The sequence below is a fragment of the Streptomyces sp. AgN23 genome, from assembly GCF_001598115.1.
GTDB lineage: Bacteria > Actinomycetota > Actinomycetes > Streptomycetales > Streptomycetaceae > Streptomyces > Streptomyces antimycoticus.
On sequence record NZ_CP007153.1, the window covers coordinates 2055297 to 2068954 of the forward strand.

General features: G+C 67.7%; 13 protein-coding genes and 1 pseudogene. 4 read left to right on the forward strand and 10 right to left on the reverse strand.

The window, feature by feature from the left end; all coding sequences use genetic code 11:
- Nucleotides 1-258: 258 nt before the first annotated feature.
- The 5 genes and pseudogenes from AS97_RS09100 to AS97_RS09120 form a co-directional block, all read right to left on the reverse strand.
- Nucleotides 259-1998 (reverse strand): annotated as a pseudogene (locus AS97_RS09100) (pyruvate dehydrogenase).
- 538 nt (nt 1999-2536) lie between these two features.
- Nucleotides 2537-3499: a pirin family protein gene (locus tag AS97_RS09105; RefSeq protein ID WP_125756504.1), complete on the reverse strand. Its 963-nt coding sequence runs from the start codon at nt 3497-3499 to the stop codon at nt 2537-2539.
- 149 nt (nt 3500-3648) lie between these two features.
- Nucleotides 3649-3954 (reverse strand): GNAT family N-acetyltransferase, encoded by a 306-nt coding sequence (locus AS97_RS09110; protein ID WP_210564674.1) that lies wholly within the window; start codon nt 3952-3954, stop codon nt 3649-3651.
- A 275-nt stretch (nt 3955-4229) separates the two neighbouring features.
- Nucleotides 4230-4511 (reverse strand): (4Fe-4S)-binding protein, encoded by a 282-nt coding sequence (locus AS97_RS09115; RefSeq protein ID WP_059145390.1) that lies wholly within the window; start codon nt 4509-4511, stop codon nt 4230-4232.
- 31 nt (nt 4512-4542) lie between these two features.
- Complete coding sequence (locus AS97_RS09120; RefSeq protein WP_059145391.1) at nt 4543-4851, reverse strand: GNAT family N-acetyltransferase; 309 nt, start codon at nt 4849-4851, stop codon at nt 4543-4545.
- 446 nt (nt 4852-5297) lie between these two features.
- On the opposite strand from AS97_RS09120, the gene AS97_RS09125 reads away from it, so the two are divergent.
- Together AS97_RS09125 and AS97_RS09130 are read left to right on the forward strand one after the other, a co-directional pair.
- Nucleotides 5298-5765 (forward strand): MarR family transcriptional regulator, encoded by a 468-nt coding sequence (locus AS97_RS09125; protein WP_086710526.1) that lies wholly within the window; start codon nt 5298-5300, stop codon nt 5763-5765.
- Nucleotides 5766-6148: 383 nt separating this feature from the next.
- Nucleotides 6149-6739, forward strand: coding sequence for a GPP34 family phosphoprotein (locus AS97_RS09130; RefSeq protein ID WP_086710525.1), 591 nt, complete (start codon nt 6149-6151; stop codon nt 6737-6739).
- Between the two features lie 272 nt (nt 6740-7011).
- Here AS97_RS09130 and AS97_RS09140 read toward each other — a convergent pair whose 3' ends face one another.
- Nucleotides 7012-7668, reverse strand: coding sequence for a hydrolase (locus tag AS97_RS09140; protein ID WP_125756500.1), 657 nt, complete (start codon nt 7666-7668; stop codon nt 7012-7014).
- Nucleotides 7669-8718: 1050 nt separating this feature from the next.
- Nucleotides 8719-9324 carry a DUF4352 domain-containing protein gene (locus AS97_RS09145; protein ID WP_210564675.1) on the reverse strand — a complete coding sequence of 202 codons (606 nt, stop codon included), beginning with the start codon at nt 9322-9324 and terminating at the stop codon, nt 8719-8721.
- A 404-nt stretch (nt 9325-9728) separates the two neighbouring features.
- Between AS97_RS09145 and AS97_RS48495 the strand changes: the two genes are divergently transcribed.
- Entirely contained in the window at nt 9729-9851 is a 123-nt protein-coding gene (locus tag AS97_RS48495; protein ID WP_260613043.1) for a hypothetical protein, read from the forward strand.
- Between the two features lie 94 nt (nt 9852-9945).
- Here AS97_RS48495 and AS97_RS09150 read toward each other — a convergent pair whose 3' ends face one another.
- Together AS97_RS09150 and AS97_RS09155 are read right to left on the reverse strand one after the other, a co-directional pair.
- On the reverse strand, nt 9946-10569 hold the full coding sequence (locus AS97_RS09150; protein ID WP_125756498.1) for an NAD(P)-binding domain-containing protein: 624 nt from the start codon (nt 10567-10569) through the stop codon (nt 9946-9948).
- 32 nt (nt 10570-10601) lie between these two features.
- Nucleotides 10602-11336, reverse strand: a complete 735-nt coding sequence (locus AS97_RS09155; RefSeq protein ID WP_059145397.1) for an SDR family oxidoreductase — start codon at nt 11334-11336, stop codon at nt 10602-10604.
- Between the two features lie 144 nt (nt 11337-11480).
- On the opposite strand from AS97_RS09155, the gene AS97_RS09160 reads away from it, so the two are divergent.
- Complete coding sequence (locus AS97_RS09160; RefSeq protein WP_125756496.1) at nt 11481-12092, forward strand: TetR/AcrR family transcriptional regulator; 612 nt, start codon at nt 11481-11483, stop codon at nt 12090-12092.
- A gap of 548 nt (nt 12093-12640) precedes the next feature.
- Here AS97_RS09160 and AS97_RS09165 read toward each other — a convergent pair.
- A complete protein-coding gene (locus tag AS97_RS09165; protein ID WP_210564676.1) occupies nt 12641-13552 on the reverse strand; it encodes a LysR family transcriptional regulator in 912 nt (303 codons plus the stop codon).
- Between the last annotated feature and the right edge of the window lie 106 nt (nt 13553-13658).

Consider the following 13658-nt stretch of genomic DNA (forward strand, 5'->3'; position numbering starts at 1 on the left):
ACGGATAGCTCGAACGTGGTGAGCAACGCGCCGAGCAGCGCCATGACCAGGCCGCAGCACCGAGTGCGCGCACCCGCACCGGCCACGACCGGCACGGCACCGACCGGCACGGCACCGACAAGTCGGTGCCGTGGGTGTCTCGACGCGGCGTCCGTGAGGAGCCCGGTGGCCCACGGAGAGCTGGGCACAGTGGTTTGCGCCAGTGCTCGTCAGATCCTGGGGTCGTGGAACCGGATCTCGACGAGGACGGCGATCATCTCAGGGGCGGGGAATGTTTCGCAGGTTGGCGCGGGCCAGGTCGAGCATCTTGCCGACGCCCCCGTCGAGCACTGTCCGGCCCGCGGCGAAGGCGAATCCCTTGACCTGGGCGGCCGAGATGTGCGGCGGGATCGACAGCGCGTTGGGGTCGGTCACCAGGTCGACCAGGAACGGTCCGTCGTGGGCGAGCGCCCGCTTGAGTCCCTCGACGACATCCCCGGGGCGCTCGATGCGGATCGCCTCGATGCCCGCGCCGCGGGCGATTGCCGCGTAGTCCACCGGCTCGTGGTCAGTCTCGTGCTCGGGCAGCCCCTCGACCAGCATCTACAACTTCACCATGCCCAGGGAGGAGTTGTTGAAGACGATCGTCTTGACCGGCAGATCGTGCAGCTTCACTGTGAGCAACTCGCCCATCAGCATGCCCAGTCCACCGTCACCCGACATCGATATCACCTGGCGGCCGGCGTCAGCGAACTGCGCGCCGATGGCGTGCGGCAGCGCGTTGGCCATCGTGCCGTGCAGGAACGAACCGATCACCCGGCGCCGCCCATTGGGGGTCAGATAACGCGCCGCCCAAACGTTGGACATGCCGGTGTCCACGGTGAACACAGCGTCGTCAGCCGCGAGTTCGTCCAGAACCGTGGCCGCGTACTCAGGGTGGATCGGGATGTGCCGCTCGACGTCGTGGGTGTAGGCCGAGACCACCGTCTCCAGCGACTTGGCATGCTTGTGCAGCATCCGGTCCAGATAGGCGCGGTCCCGCTTCGCCTCGACCAACGGCAGCACAGCCCGCAGCGTCTCCCGGACGTCGCCGTGGACCCCGAGTTCCAGCACAGTACGACGGCCGAGGCGGCCCGCATCGTGGTCGATCTGCACGGTCCGTGCCTGCGGCAGGAAGTCGTTGTACGGGAAGTCGGTGCCGAGCAAGACGACCAGGTCGGCCTCGTGCATTGCGTCGAAGCAGGCGCCGTAGCCCAGCAGACCGCTCATGCCCACGTCGTACGGGTTGTCGAACTGGATCCACTCCTTGCCCCGCAGGGTGTGCCCGATGGGGGCGGCAGCCTTCTCGGCAAGCGCCATGACCTCGGCGTGCGCGTCCCGCACTCCCGCACCGCAGAACAGCATCACCTTCCGTGCCGCGTTCACCTTCTCGGCCAGCGCCCGAACCTGTGTGTCCGGCGCGACGACCCGGCCGCGCTCAGTGACCAGGTCGCTGCTCCCCGTCGGGTGAGTCGCCTCGTCGTGCGCGACATCGCCCGGTATCACCAGGACTGACACCGCGCTGTTGCCAAGAGCCCGCTGCATGGCGATCCGCAGAACCCGGGGCATCTGCCCGGGGGTGCTGATCATCTCGCAGTAGTCGCTGCACTCAGTGAACAGCCTCTCCGGGTGGGTCTCTTGGAAGAAGCCGGTGCCAATCTGGTGGGTCGGGATGTGCGAGGCGAGTGCCAGCACGGGCGCACCGGAGCGGTGCGCGTCGTACAGGCCCTGGATCAGATGCGTGTTTCCGGGGCCACAGCTTCCGGCACACACCGCGAGCTTGCCGGTCAGCTGTGCCTCCGCTGCCGCAGCGAAGGCGGCGGCCTCCTCATTCCGTACATGCACCCACTCGATGCCGTCGGTACGGCGCACCGCGTCGACCACCGAGTTCAGGCTGTCACCCACCACGCCATAGATCCGCTCCACGCCCGCCCGGCGCAGGATGTCCACCATCTGCTGGGCCACGGTCAGATTCCGCATCGCCGGACTTCTCCCCTCGGGCTGCACACCCGCCCCATGTCTCATGTGACTCTCGACAGCCTTGATATAGTTGATACATCTACCTTAAGGCTACGGGCGCCAGGGCTCGCCACTGTGGACGGCTCAGCCGCCGGACCTCGCATGGTGAGCCGGGAGCGAAAGCGGAGGCCGGGCCTTTTCCACCCCGACTCCCCGCTCCGTCGCGAATACCCGGCACAAGGCCGAGGTCCTGCGGGAGGCGCGCGCCGCATGGGTGGACGGGAGGACGCTCGCACTGCGGTGCTGATCGGGCTCATCTCCGCCAGTGGCGGCCTGCCCAGCCTCCACCGCACCATTCCGCGGTCGGGGAAAGGTCTACGAGCGCGCAAAGGAAGTCGAGAAGGGAGCCTGGGGCGCGGACGCGGTCAACACCGCCGTGAGTACGTCGATGGCGATCACTGTAGGGTGCACCGTCGCCGTGACCAGCGCCGTCGACGGAGGCGGGATTCCGGCGCGGCCGGCGCGGCCGGCACCGGAACGGTCCGCGCGGCCGCGGACGTCAGCGCGTACGGCCGCGGGGCTTGAGCGGGGTCACCGGCAAGGCGGGCGCGGGCAGCGGCGAGCCGTCGTAGCCGTTCACCGTTCCGAAACGGTCACCGGACGTCCACGCCTCGCGTCCCTGGGCGATCTCCTCCTGGGTTCGTCCGATGAGGTTCCACCACATGATGATCTTCTCCTCAAACGGCTCTCCCCCAAGCAGCAGCAGCCCCGAGTCGCTCAGGGCGCGCAGCGGCAGCTCGGAACGTCCGGAGCCCAGATAGAGCATGGAGCCGGGGTCGAGAGGCACCCCGTCGACCTCCGTGGCCCCGGACATCGTCAGCACGGCGTACTCGAAGTCCGGCTCCACGGGCAGCCGTACATTTGCGCCTTCGGCGAGTGCGAGGTCGGCGCTGACGAGAGGTGTGTACGTCGTGCCCGGCGAGACCGCGCCGTCCAGCCCGCCCAGGACGACGGTGGCCTTCAGCCCCGGGGCCGTGACGACGGGCAGGTCGGCGTGGTGCTCGAAGGCGGGCGTGGTGTGCCGGTAAGCCTCGGGCAACGCGACCCACAGCTGGGCGCCGTGGAGCAGGCGGGGGTGCGACACGGTGCTCTGCTCGGAGTGCGCGATGCCCCGCCCCGACGTCATCAGGCCGAGCTGGCGAGGGTGCAGGGTCTGCACGCTGCCAACGCTGTCCCGGTGCAGAACCTCGCCCTCGTGCAGCCAGCTCACCGTTTGCAGGCCCATGTGCGGATGCGGTGGCACCTGCATGCCTGGCTCGTCGGCGATGTCATCGGGGCCGTAGTGGTCGACGAAGCACCAGGCGCCCACCATCCGCCGCCCCAGATTCGGCAGCAGTCTACGGACGACCGTGGCGCCCAGGCTTGCCTCGCGCGGGTTCAGCAGTTCCCTGACGGGCCGCCCGGACACGTCAGCCCGGCCCCCGCACTCACGGAGACCGGGCTGGAGGTCGAGGTCACTCATGACGACTGCATCCTTTCTGCGGCGGCGGGCTGCGGTAAGGGTTGTGCCGCGCCGAGCGTTCGAGCGCGGGCACGATGGGCGTTTCACCGTGTACCACCCGCGTTCCAGGGGTCCGGTCGGCGCTCTCCTCCGTCTCCGGCACGGCCGCCTTACAGCCCGAACCGCGCCCGCTGCCCCTGCGGCACCAGGTCGGTGTACTCCGGGTGCTTGCCGATCCAGCCACGGATGAAGGGGCAGAAGGGAAGCACTCCGAGTCCTTGTTCCCTGGCCGCGTCGAGGGCGGCACGGGCGAGTACGCCGCCGAGCCCTCGGCCCTCGAACCGCGGGTCGATCTCCGTATGAATGAAGGCGATCTCGTCCTGGTACCGGTGATACTCGGCAAAGCCGGCGAGCTCGTCGTCGTCGAAGACCTCGAAACACGATCGTCCGGGATTGTCCGCCACGCGGGGTTCCATCGCTCCTCCTCGGGATGGTCGCTGCGTCGTATGTTCCTCCGCACGAGGAGGAGACTTCCGAGGCAAGCCAACCACCGACTTGGTTGACTAGTCAACTGATGCTGTTCCTCGACAACGGACTGCGCGCAGAAACGGGCACGACGGCGTCGCTGAACGCAGGGCCCCGCGTGGTCGCAGTACGGCTGGAGGCAGCTCCGCCCACAGCAACACAGCACGCCTCTGGTCCCGGCGCGCGGGCCTTCCGGCGTGTCCATACTCCGCTCACCCGCGCACGGTCAACCGCCCGGCGGCACTGCGGACGATCGCGGTGGGCCGGCCGGGGCATCTGTCCCGCCGTCCACGAGTTCGTACCGCAACGCACCCGAGGGACAGCGCCGCACCACTTCCGCCAGGCGCTCGGCCGTGGCGTTGCCCGGCTGGATCCACGGGCGCTTCGCTATGTCGAACACCTCAGGCAGGCCCTGGACGCATTCGGCGGCGTGCAGGCAGCGCCTGGCTTCGAAGGTCACCGTGATCGACCGCGCCTGGTACACCTTCTTCTCGGACCCACCGCTCATACCTGCCTCCGTCACTGCCGTACTCTGCTCTTCAGTCACTGACCTTGCTGCGGGACTGGTACAGCAGGTCCTGATACTCGGGGTGCCGGCTGATCCAGCCCGCGAAGAAGGGACAGGTGGCGAGCACTCGCAGGTTCGCGGCGCGTGCCTCGTCAAGGGCGGTGCGGGCCAGCGCGGACCCGACTCCCCTGCCCTCGTACTCCGCGCCGACCTCGGTGTGCACGAACGCGACGAGTTCCGTCGTACGAATGTATTCCGCGACGCCCGCCACCTTGGACTCGCCATCGACGCGGGCCTCGTAGCGCTTCGCCTCGGGCACGTCGCTCACTTCGACCGTCATATGTCCTCCTCCTGGGCCTGATCCCGCCCAATTCGGCAGAATCCCGTCAGCCAGGGCATCAGCCTAACCCCATCAGGTTGATGGATCAACTTAACCCCCGGCAAGCACGCTCGTACCGCGGAGCGAGCACGGAGGCCGGAGAATGCGGCGCCACGTCCCGACATGACCGCGGTCGGCCCCCTTCATTCCGCGGTGAGAGCTTCTACGTGGGGAGAGGCGAGCCCTCGGAGGAACGATCCCGGCGGTGACAGACGATCCACCACGACCCGTTCTTCGGTACGTTCTTCACCCGTCCGACGGACACCGATCCCGGCGCCTTCCGGCTCGCGCACCAGGACGGGCTCCGAACCGAGGCGCCTTGGACACGACGGACGCGGCCTCGCCGAGGGTACATCGCCGCCACCGCGAGTAGATGAGCTGTCAACGATTTCGTTAGACTACCCTGCATGGACGCACCGCCACGCTGGCTCAACGAGGAAGAGAAGTCCGCCTGGGACAGCTTCATCCGCATGCAGGAGACCCTCATCGGACGGCTGTCCCGCCGCATCCAGGCCGACTCCGGAATGTCCGCCTCCGACTACATCGTGCTTGTCAGCCTCACCGAAAGAGGCGGCGGGCGGATGCGCTTCTTGGATCTGGCCAAACTCGTGGAGTGGGAGAAGAGCCGGATGTCCCACCAGGTCACACGGATGGCGAAACGCGGGCTCGTGGCCAGGGAGGAATGCCCCGACGACGGACGCGGAGCATTCATCGTCGCCACCCCGGCCGGCTACGAGGCGATCGAAGAGGCCGCACCCCAGCACGTCGAGCACGTGCGCCGCCTCTTCATCGATGCCCTGACCCCGAACCAGCTCAGCACACTCGGCCGACTCTCCAAGCGCGTCCTGGACCACATGGAGAAGCAGCCGGACTGACCAGGCAGGGGACGCGACTGTCTGGATCACGAGAAGTCAGCCCTGCGTCAGCCCGAAGGGATGTCCTCGTGCGCGGGGCCGCCAACAATGCAAGCTTCCTCCCCCTCCGCCCACACCAGGGCCGAAAGGGCGCAGGACTAGCCGCGCTTACATCCAGAATCCTAGGGCAACATACTTGACCCGTCAACCTCTGAGGATCAGGGCAGAAGCAGCCACACCCCGCGTTGACCGACATAAGAGGTCTCAAGTCTCTGGCGCTCTCCGCGCAGGCGGCGACAAGGCCGGCGTCGGGCGGCGCTGCCGGGTCTAGACCATTGTTTGTCACGGCCGGCGAACCCCTGACGGTAGTCCACACCACAGGAGAGGGTGCCGACACATGACTCGTGCTCGCCGGGGCTGTGCTCGCGGACCTTGCCCTTCACGAATCGGTAGCCATTACGACAACCCGGACCGGGTCCATCAACGTGGAAGCCGTCCGGGAGAAGGCACCACCGTCGGACGAGATCCTCCACTCCGCCTGGGAGTACGTGTCGGACAAACCTCGTGGCGTGCAGACGGTGCTCCCCGCGATCGGTCCGAGGCTCCGTCACCCCCTGTTGGAACGCCTCATCGCACGCGGCGACATTCGCAGGGAAAACCGCAAGGTACTCGGCTTCTTCAAGATGACCGCCCTCAAGGACAGCCAGAACGGGCGGCGGGCCGGCCTCCTCAAAGAAGTCCGTGACGTCCTCGTCGACGGTACGGAGCCAACCGCTCGCATCGCCGCACTTGCCGCTCTGATCTGGGCCAGCGGCGCGCTCCCCCAGTTCGACCCGCAGATCCCCTGGACCCAGTCGGTGATCAACCGTGCTCGGGAGCTGGAACGCGGCAACTGGGGTACCGGAGCCACCAGCGAAGCGGTCACACGCACCGTGACCGCGGTCATCGTCAATAGCGTCATCAGCACAGCCGCCGTGGCGTCGCCGCATCAGTGAGCGCGTTCAGAGTGGCCGCTGAGTTCGCCCGGGTGACGAGATCCACGTCATGCTCGTCGATCAGCCGCTCGTAGATCCTGGGAACGTTGTCGGCATTCCCTTCGTCGTCGTACCGGACGAACTCCACAGGCCGGCCGAGAAGGCCGCCCCGGCTGTTGACGTCCTGACGCCAGATTTCATGGGCCAGACGGGCCGACCGGCCGTTGTCCGCGAGGGAACCGGTTAACGACAGGCAGTACCCGATACGAATCGGTGCCGGGGCGGCGGCGATGTCAGACCTCGTTTCCGGTGGGCGTGGCCAGGAGCTGCGTCTCCCAGGCGTAGGCCACACCGCTGGCACCGCCGTGCTGCGCCTGGACCTCGACGATGCCCGGCACGGTCTTCTCACGGGCCCAGTCGCGCTGCCACTCGGCCATCACGGCGATCCAGGTGATCGGGGTCACGCCCGCCTGGATCATGCGCCGCACCGCCATGTCATGGGCCTCCTCCGAGGCACCGCCCGACGCGTCGGTGACGACGAAGACTTCGAAGCCCTCGCCCGCCGCCTGTATCGCCGGCATGGCCACACAGACCTCCGTCCAGAGGCCGGCGATGATCAGCTTCTTGCGTCCTGTCGCCTTGACGGCATCCACGACGCGCTCGTCCTGCCAGGTGTTGACGAAGGTCCTGTTGATCGGCTTCTGCTCCGGGAACACATCCTGCAGACCCTGGAGAAGAAGGCCGCCGCGCTCCTCCAGAACGGTTGTCAGAATGGTCGGAACGTCGAACACCTTGGCGGCCTTGGCGAGCCCGACGGCGTTGTTGATGACCATCGTCGGTTCGTGGCTGTGCAGGTTGGCGACCTGGAACGGCTGGTGGTCGATGAGGGCGAGCACGCTCTCCTCGGGCGTCAACAGCGCGCCAAGTCCGGCCTTGTTGCCAGTACTCACGAGATTCCCCTTCTGGAACTTTGCGTCCGCGCGGGTCTCCGGCAGTGCACCGACATCTCGATGCCCCGCAATGAGGCAGATACGGGATGGCCGGGCCGGCAACCCCCAACCATTTGGTTGACGCGTCACCTACGCTATATGTCGGTGATTGACGCGTCAACTAGCGCCGGTCCTGGGCGTTCAGGCGAGCTGGTCAGCCATGGCCATCGGCGTCCGTGAAGCCCAACTGGGCTGCGAGGTTGGGGCGCTGCGGACCATCCCGGGTGGCGGGGCGGGCGGTCCCGCTGATCCCGCACCGCAGCGAGAATCCCGACGAAGCCGCGCTGCCCGCTGACTGCCGCAAGATCCTGGCGATCGTGCGGGCCGCCAAGGGAGCCGTCAGGTACGACGGCCCCGTCCAGGTAAGGGCGGTGGGCGAGGAAGGCGCAGGCGAGCAGCGTGTGGGCCTGGGAACGGAGGAAGGAGCGCCAGGTCTGCTGGGAGGCGCGCCGCGGTGCGGGCGGTAGACCGGAGCGGCGTAGAACGCGCCGGATCGTGGCGGCGGCAACCCGATAGCCGAGCCGTCGAAGCTCACCTTGGATCCTCACGTATCCCCAGGTGGGGTTCTCTCGCCAAACGCTGGATGAACGCCGCAATCTCCTCCGCAAGCGGTAGCCGACCGGGCGCGGTGGGACTTGGGCGCCATTTCCAGCGCACCAGACGACGGTGCCACGTCAGCAATGTGCCCGGTGCGACCAGCCGATGGCAGCGGAAGACGGGTGGCAGGTGCCGGGCGAGAGCGGAGAGCACGGCACGATCAGCCCACGAGAACCGCGGCCGCGGGAGTTGCCTGCCGCGGTGCCTTCCGCTCGTTGGGGCGGTGTCGCCCGGGCCGCCACGGCCCCGGGTGGCCTTCTCCGTCTCACTCGCCCCGGAGTGGTCTGGAACGCACTGTGGCCCCGCCGGGTGGGTGGCGGGGCCGCAGAGTGCGTTTGTGTCCGGGCACACCGGACTTGGCCACTGTGCAGTACAGCGCGCCGCTTTGGCGGCTACGGGGTGTAGCGGGTGCGGCTAGCCGACCTTCCACTGGCCGGTCTCGTCGGCAAAGCCGCTGTTCATCGTGAACTGCAGCGTGGCGACCTTCGATGCTTTGGGTACCTCGATGACGACCCAGCCGAGTGCTTTATCGCCTGCGGGGAGTTTGAGGTCGGATGTCATCTGAGGGCCGGCGGTGATGTCGCCGAACGTGGAGTCGAACCGCTGGCCGTCAGTATCTGCGGCCTGGATGCAGTTGGATGGGCTGTCGCTGTACGTGGTGGTGCCGGTGTTGGTGAGCTGGATCTGGACGGCGACCCAGCGTTTGCCGGCCGCAGGTGCGGTGAATTCATCGGCGCTGTTGGCGGGGTCGAGCCACTTCTTCATGGTGACGTCGAGTTGTTGGCCGTCGTCTTGGCCGGAGAGGGTGATGGTGTCTCCGATGCGGGCGGCTTTGGGCGGTTGGGATGGGGGCGTGGTCTCTGCGGCGTCTGCGGGTTCCACGGCTTCGCTGGTGGGCGCGGCCTGTGACGATGAGTCGGCCTTGGGCTTGGTGCTGATGCTGTCGTCGTCGTTTCTGCCGCATGCGGTGAGTGGCAGGCAGAGGATGGCGGCGGTGAGCGCGGCGGCGCGGATGCGCATGGTTTCCCCCTGAGTGTGCGCTGATGTGATGTGTGTGGGGGGAAGAGCACTATATCGGTCATGTGGGGTGGCGCGTAGTGGGTGGCCTTGAAATGCCGTCGCCCCTCGGTAGTCGACGGGGTGGGCTGCCCGAGTAGCCGCTCACGCAGCGCAGTTCGGGTGGGGACGACGTCAGCGTACGGCGGGGCTCGGACAGCGGCTCGCCCGTAGGCTGCGCGCATGAGTGGGATCGATTAGGGCGAATGCCCCGACATGGGTTGCTGGCGCTTTCGCATCTGCTGCGGCGTACTACACGCGGGGGACGCTGCCGAGTCAGCAGAAGCAGATCCGCGAGCAGCGGGAGTTCATCGTCGAGCAGTCGGCGACAATGGCTCTGGAGCGAACTGAGTTGCAGGCTGCGGCGAGTGATCGGCGAAACGCACGTGACCAGGCTGCTCGCCGAGTTCACCGACGGCTGCCCGGCGGCCCAGGGGCTGGAGTCGGCCGACGCACGGCTGGACGGAGCGGTCATCGACCTGACGGTGTGATCTTCGCCTTCGAGAAGGACGTGCAGGACGGCTACCCCGCCGACTCGCCACGGCCTCACTTGGCGAGTCATTCGGTCGTCCGTCAACCGTTAACTCAGACGGGAAGTTCGGTGATGCTGAGGGCGAAGTCCACGTTACCCACCCCGTGGTTGGCGAGGCCCACCGTGACCACGCCCGCTCCTTCCAGCCAGTGCGCCATTTTCAGGCCGCCGACGTCCAGCGGGCGCAGCCCGAGGGTCTCGATGAACGCCTCCACACTCGCCTTGGCCTGCGCATTATCACCAGCGATGAAGACGTCGGGCCGACCCTTCTCCAGGACATGGCGGAAGATGGTGTTGAACGCCTTCACCACGCTGGCGCTTGCCGGGGCCACCTTGGCGACTTCATGCGCGATCGAGGTCTCCTCGCGGTGGGCTAGCCCGTCGAACGTGGAGTTGAAGGGATTGCTGATGTCGACGATGACCTTGCCCGCGAGAGCGTCTCCGTACTGGGCGACGACCGGCACGACGCCGTCGTACAACAGGGCCACGATGACGATGTCCCCGGCCGGGGCGGTGCCCCATTCTCCCGTCGTGGCGCCGCCGCCGAGAGCCTTGGCCAGGTCAGCGGCCTTGGACTGATCGCGGCCCATGACCTCGACGGTGTTGCCGCCCGCTATCGCCCGCGCTCCGATGGTGCGGGCCATGTTCCCGGTGCCGATGATGCTGATGTTGCTCATGAGATGTCCTGCCCTGGTTGTGGTTGTTCGGTTTAGATGGCGGTGGTGCCGCCGTCGGCGACGAGTTCCATGCCGTTGACGTAGCTGGAGTCGTCGGAAGCGAGGAAGAGGGCGGCGGTGGCGATTTCGTCGGGGCGGCCCATCTGGCCGCGGGGGATGAGGGACTCGAACTGGCGCTTGGTGGCCTCGTCGAAGAGTTCTTCCTGCTTGGCGGTGGCGACCTGGCCGGGGGTCAGGACGTTGACGCGGATACGGCGGTCCTTGAGCTCGTTGAGCCAGACGCGGGCCCATGCCTGCTGGACAGCCTTGCTGCCGGCGTAGACGCTCCAGCCGGGGAAGGCGCCGAGGGAGGCGTTGGAGCCGGTCATGAGGATGGAGCCGCCGTCGTTGAAGAGCGGAAGGGCCTTCTGGACGGTGAACAGGGTGCCGCGGGCGTTGAGGGAGAACGCGGCGTCGAAGTGGGCCTCGGTGATCTCGCCGAGCGGGGCGGGCTCGCCCCCGCCTGCGCTGGCCCACAGCACGTCGAGGCTTCCCTTCTCCCGCTTGACGGTGTCGTACAGGCGGTCCAGGTCATCCAGGTCGGCGGCGTCGCCCTGGACGCCGGTGACGTTGCGGCCGATCTGCTTCACGGCCTCGTCCAGGGCGTCCTGGCGGCGGCCGGTGATGAAGACGTGCGCCCCCTCGTCGACGAACCGCTTCGCGCCTGCCAGCGCCATGCCGGTGGTGCCGCCGGTGATGACCGCGACCTTGCCGTCAAGCTTTCCCATAGTCGTTCCCTTGGGTCGGTGGTGCCCTGCGTACCTGGGGTGACGGCGTTATGTACACCGCACTGTGTGCTTACGGTACGGGGTGGGCGGCTGGGACGCAAACTATGTACACCGATCGTTACCTAGCTGCGGTATGATGGAGCCATGACGGAGTTGGAGAAGGGCCCCACGGGCCGCCGCCGCGGCCGGGGCGCCCGCGAGCGCATCATCAGCGCGTCCCAGCAACTGTTCCGCGAGCAGGGCATCAACCGCACCGGCATGGACCAGCTTTGCGCGGCGGCCCAGGTGTCCAAGCGCACGGCCTACCAGCACTTCACCGGCAAGGACGAACTCGTCGCCGAGTACCTGCGCCGGTTCGACCCCTCCGTGCTGTCCGGCGTGTTCGACCGCACCGACCTCACGCCCCGCGAACGGCTCCTCGCCGCGTTCGACATCCCCCCTACCACCCCCCTGTGCCCCTACATCGCCGCCGCCGTCGAACTTCACGACCCCCAGCACCCCGCATCCCAGTACGCGCGCGACTACAAGGAAGCCGTCGCCGCGCGGCTCGCCGACACCGCCCGCGAAGCCGGCGCCACCGACCCTGAACAGCTCGGCGAGCAGCTCGCGCTGCTCATCGACGGCGCCGCGGCCCGCACCCGGGTCCTCAACGCCGACGCCTTCCCCACCGCCGCCGCCATCGCCGCCGTCCTCATCGACAACGCCATCCCCGCCACAGCCAGCGATGACCGACGACGGGAGGAAGTGTCGAGTTGACGTGGCACATCGCGGCCGGGCTGGACGCGCTACCGGTCACGCGGCAGCACCGGCTGGCTGCAGGCTTTTACGGAACTGGCCGCCCCGCCCGCCTGTTGAAGGCCGCAGCAGAAGCCGCCGGGAAGAATGGCGGCCCTCGAAGGTTGCAGGAGTTCGAGGCCGTCGTCTCGGCCCAGGGCGCTGACGCGCCGCCGGTTCGAACAGACAGCTGATCACATACGTCCGTACGCGGTGGCGCATGAAGAACTCGTACGCAGCTTGCCACCCCCTCATCCGGAACCCGCCATCGGGTTCTGGATAACAGGGACTGACTCCCGACGCTACGAACGGCAGACCGTCAGTGAACGGCTCCGCTCCGACGACAGGGCGATCAGCCGATTTGAGCCGCGTCCGCAGCACGTACTTCCAGTCGGTCTCAGGTGCCTCCGGGCCCCGCAGACAACTGCTGGCCGAAGAACGGAACCGTCTCAGACGGTCAGCCGCAACAGCACCACTCCGTCAAGCCATTTCACTCTTCAGCGCATGGTGAACGGGGTCAGTCGAACGGCTCAAGCGTGCCTTGTGACGGCATCGCCTCCAAGCCGCCACATCTCATAGTTCCCACATTCTGCCGTGATCTCGGCCGTCGACTGAGCCGCGGTGACGAAGTCATCCACTACCAGCGAGGTGTGCGATGCCGCCACCGCGAGGCACACCTGTTCGGGCGCCAGATCCGGGATGGGCACATAGACGACGTCTGGATGCGAGTAGAAGACAGACGCCGAACGGGCCAGGAAGGAGACGCCCCGTCCGGCCGCGACATGCTCGAGCGTCTCGTCCACCCCGCGCACCGGGTACCCGGCATTGCGGAGCGGGCGCTTGGTGGGCTGCGTGCTCGGGGCACCGTGCCAAACCAGCGGTTCACTGGTCAGGTCGGCCTCGGTGACCTCCTCCTTGCCGGCAAACCGGTGTCCGGCGGGCAGTACCGCTACCCGCGGCTCGGTGTACAGCGGGGTGACGCGCAGGCCGGCCTCATCGATGGGCAGCCGCACATAGCCGACGTCGATGCGGCCGTCGAGCAGCATCGCTGCCTGGTCGTCCCCTTCGATCCGCTGCACGTCCACGACCACGTCCGGGTGCCGGTCCTCGAACGCCCGGGCCGCCGGGGTGACGGCAATGCCGGCCCGGAAACCGACCATCAGCCGCCGCTTGCCGCTGGCGGCCGCGGACACCCGGCGGCGGACCGCGTGGGTTGAGGCGAGCAGCGGACCGGCGTCGGCCAGCAGTTGCCGGCCCGCGTCTGTCAGCTCTACTCCGTGGCGATCCCTCGTGAACAGCGAGGCGCCGAGATCCTGCTCGAGCGCGCGGATCTGCCGGCTGAGCACCGGCTGCGCGATATGGAGCTCATCGGCGGCGCGGCCGAAATGCAGCCGGTCGGCCACGGTGACGAAGTAACGCAGTTTGCGCAGATCCAGATCCATGGCACCTCCGGCCTGGTGATGCCTTCAGGGTATCACCACGGCTTCAAGAGGTCTTGGACACCCACTCGGACCCGATGGCAGCCTGAAAACAGGCGCTTAAGGGCAC

Excerpts from the sequence above, each read along its gene's own strand:
- AS97_RS09150 (WP_125756498.1), bottom strand. The coding sequence starts at position 10,569 with ATGAGCAACATCAGCATCATCGGCACCGGGAACATGGCCCGCACCATC.
- AS97_RS09105 (WP_125756504.1), bottom strand. The coding sequence starts at position 3,499 with ATGAGTGACCTCGACCTCCAGCCCGGTCTCCGTGAGTGCGGGGGCCGG.
- AS97_RS09120 (WP_059145391.1), bottom strand. The coding sequence starts at position 4,851 with ATGACGGTCGAAGTGAGCGACGTGCCCGAGGCGAAGCGCTACGAGGCC.
- AS97_RS09160 (WP_125756496.1), top strand. The coding sequence starts at position 11,481 with ATGACGGAGTTGGAGAAGGGCCCCACGGGCCGCCGCCGCGGCCGGGGC.
- AS97_RS09115 (WP_059145390.1), bottom strand. The coding sequence starts at position 4,511 with ATGAGCGGTGGGTCCGAGAAGAAGGTGTACCAGGCGCGGTCGATCACG.
- AS97_RS09165 (WP_210564676.1), bottom strand. The coding sequence starts at position 13,552 with ATGGATCTGGATCTGCGCAAACTGCGTTACTTCGTCACCGTGGCCGAC.
- AS97_RS09110 (WP_210564674.1), bottom strand. The coding sequence starts at position 3,954 with ATGGAACCCCGCGTGGCGGACAATCCCGGACGATCGTGTTTCGAGGTC.
- AS97_RS09155 (WP_059145397.1), bottom strand. The coding sequence starts at position 11,336 with ATGGGAAAGCTTGACGGCAAGGTCGCGGTCATCACCGGCGGCACCACC.
- AS97_RS09145 (WP_210564675.1), bottom strand. The coding sequence starts at position 9,324 with ATGCGCATCCGCGCCGCCGCGCTCACCGCCGCCATCCTCTGCCTGCCA.
- AS97_RS09125 (WP_086710526.1), top strand. The coding sequence starts at position 5,298 with ATGGACGCACCGCCACGCTGGCTCAACGAGGAAGAGAAGTCCGCCTGG.